Raw genomic sequence first — 2,621 nt, 5'->3', positions numbered from 1 at the left:
CAAAAAACAAATACTCCAAATAGTATTTTAGATGTTAAACAATATATATTTTGCGATTCTAATGGTAGATTAGTCCTTTCAGATCCTCGTTTTGTGAAACAATGAGGGAATGGTTAAGGAACGTCAAATGGGTGCTATGGGTCCTTTGATGGGAATGTGCATGAAACAACTTAAGGGAAAGGTTGACGGTAGTCTGGTCAATAAGGTTGTTCGTGAAGAAATTCAAAAATTAATATAAGGAAACTCCTTGAGTTTCCCTTTAAACTCTTTTTTTACCAAATTCCTAAGAATTTTTGCAATAGCAAACTGACGACGGTTATTGCTATCCAACATGTGAAACCTAATGTTATAGGTTTTCCACCTGATTTTACAAGTTTAACAATGTCTGTGTTGAGTCCGATTGCTGCCATTGCCATGATAATGAAGAATTTGCTCAGTTCCTTAAGAGGCATGAACAGGTTTGCATCTAAACCGAAACTGACACATATTGTTGTTATTATGGATGCAACTACAAATAACACCACAAACAGTGGCAATGCTCTTTTAAGACTGAATTTTTCACCGCTGAAGTTATTCTGTCTTTGTGTGATTAATGATAATGCTAATGTTATTGGAATTATTGCTAATGTACGTGTTAGCTTTACGGTTGCGGCCTTGTCAAGTGTCTGGCTTCCAAGACCCCACATGTTGTCCCATGTTGCTGCAGCTGCAGTTACTGATGAAGTGTCGTTTATTGCGGTTCCTGCAAATATTCCGAATGGATCTCCACTGACTGTTGAAAATCCGAGCATTTTTCCAAGCATTGGGAATATGATTGCTGCTAAAACATTGAAGAAGAATATTACTGATATAGATTGTGCAACTTCCTCATCATCTGCATTGATTACGGGAGCTGTTGCCGCAATAGCTGATCCGCCGCAGATTGATGAACCTACACCTATCAGTATTGCTGAGTTTTTCTCCATATTGAGTATTCTTTTCATTACATATGCAACTATCAAGGCGGTTGCAATTGTACCGACAATTATTGGAAAGGATTGAATTCCTGTAGCTAGAATCACGTTGAGATTCAAGCCAAATCCAAGAAGCACAACCGCTGCCTGCAGGACATATTTTGAGGTGAAACTTATTCCCTCGTCAAAGTTTTCTCTTCTTTTCCAAAATACGGCAATTATCATGCCTAAAATTATTGCAATGATTGGTCCGCCTATTATGGGAAACATGTTTCCCGCAATAAGTGCTGGAATTGCAATGATAAGGCACAATATAATTCCGTAGAGTTTATCTTTAAACATGGTTAATCACTAAAAAAAATCTATAAAAACAGATGAAACTATTTTTTCTAAACCAATGATAATATCTATTTATTGACATATTTATAAGTTTAGTTCAATGTAGATTGGACTCTTTCAAAAACTTTGTTGATTTTCAAAATCCTTTTTGCGATTGTCATTCCAAATGAGATCTCTGCGATAGATTCGTTTTAAAACGCCTCGTTTGGTCTTGAATGTTCGTTTTCTTGATTTTGGCATTGTTTTTTGAAATGCATTTTCAATTTTGTTACTTGTTTTTTCAATTCGTTTATCTTTTAAGTGATAAATGAAGCTTTTATATCGTGGAGTGATTGATTTTCTGATTATTTTATAAATCACTGGATGAAAATCATCTTTACGATAAATTAAAGATTGTACTTCATTTTTGAATTCATTATAATTATTTAAATCAAATAAATCTTTGATTATTTTTAGTTGTTTGTGACATTCTTGATATTCTTCGTCAGAAATACGATTTTTATCTTTAAAAGTTTTTAATTGTTTATTTAAACTTTTTTTAGTATGAAAAATACATAATTGATGTTTAAAACCTAATTTTGGGATAATTGAGGCATATTTTTTATCTAAATCAGTTGTGATTGCAATTTTATTTTTATTTGCTGTAGATTCTCTTAAAAACTTTTCAACAGTTGTATCATCTTCAGTATCGTAAATTGCATCGGCTACGATGCAATTTGAAATAGAATCAAGTAATGTGTGACGATATTTCCATTTTCCGTTGATTTTTATCCATTCTACATCAAAGACATAATAACCCGAGCAACGCCCTAAATCAAATTCTAAAATGTTTTCATTAACAAAAAGCCAATTTTCAATTGTTTGATGTGAAATCGTGATTCCAAAGAATTTTTTAAATGATTTACAAACATTTTTTAAGCTTCCCAGATAATCTGAAATTAAATGTTCTGATTCACTTTTCAATTCATTCGTAAAATTGCTGTTTTTATCAACAAGACTTGTTAAATCTGTTTGAAATGTTTTATCACAACGTTTGCAAATATAACGCTGAACCTTCACATTAGTTTTACCAATTTCTTTAAATACTAATGTTCTTTTTGTAAAACCATATTTAACAACATGACGAGTTCCACAATGTGGGCACCTAGCTAAACTCATTTTAAAATAAGGAACATCCTTTTTAAAACTTAAATCAAAAGATTTCAGAGCTTTTTGACAGGATTTAAAAATTTTCACAAAACGAGGATCTGAAAGGACTAATCTACCATTAGAATCGCAAAATATATATTGTTTAACATCTAAAATACTATTTGGAGTATTTGTTTTTTG

2 protein-coding genes and 1 pseudogene are annotated in these 2,621 nt (G+C 31.9%); 1 reads left to right on the top strand and 2 read right to left on the bottom strand.

Annotation, left to right across the window (positions count from 1 at the left end):
* Nucleotides 1-100 precede the first annotated feature (100 nt).
* Nucleotides 101-238: pseudogene (locus QZ143_RS09670) on the top strand (hypothetical protein); the annotation flags it as partial.
* Between the two features lie 34 nt (nucleotides 239-272).
* Here the strand turns inward: QZ143_RS09670 and QZ143_RS09665 are convergent.
* Nucleotides 273-1,295 carry a YeiH family protein gene (locus QZ143_RS09665; protein ID WP_292883690.1) on the bottom strand — a complete coding sequence of 341 codons (1,023 nt, stop codon included), beginning with the start codon at nucleotides 1,293-1,295 and terminating at the stop codon, nucleotides 273-275.
* Nucleotides 1,296-1,409: 114 nt separating this feature from the next.
* Nucleotides 1,410-2,621, bottom strand: a 1,212-nt coding sequence (locus QZ143_RS09660) for a hypothetical protein (RefSeq protein WP_292883688.1), incomplete at its 5' end; no start/stop codon positions are given.

It is taken from the genome of Methanobrevibacter sp. UBA188 (genome assembly GCF_905234905.1).
Classification (GTDB): Archaea; Methanobacteriota; Methanobacteria; order Methanobacteriales; family Methanobacteriaceae; genus Methanocatella.
Note: the sequence above shows the minus strand (reverse complement) of the source record. Positions and strands in the feature narration are given on the sequence as shown.

Excerpts from the sequence above, each read along its gene's own strand:
- QZ143_RS09665 (WP_292883690.1), bottom strand. The coding sequence starts at position 1,295 with ATGTTTAAAGATAAACTCTACGGAATTATATTGTGCCTTATCATTGCA.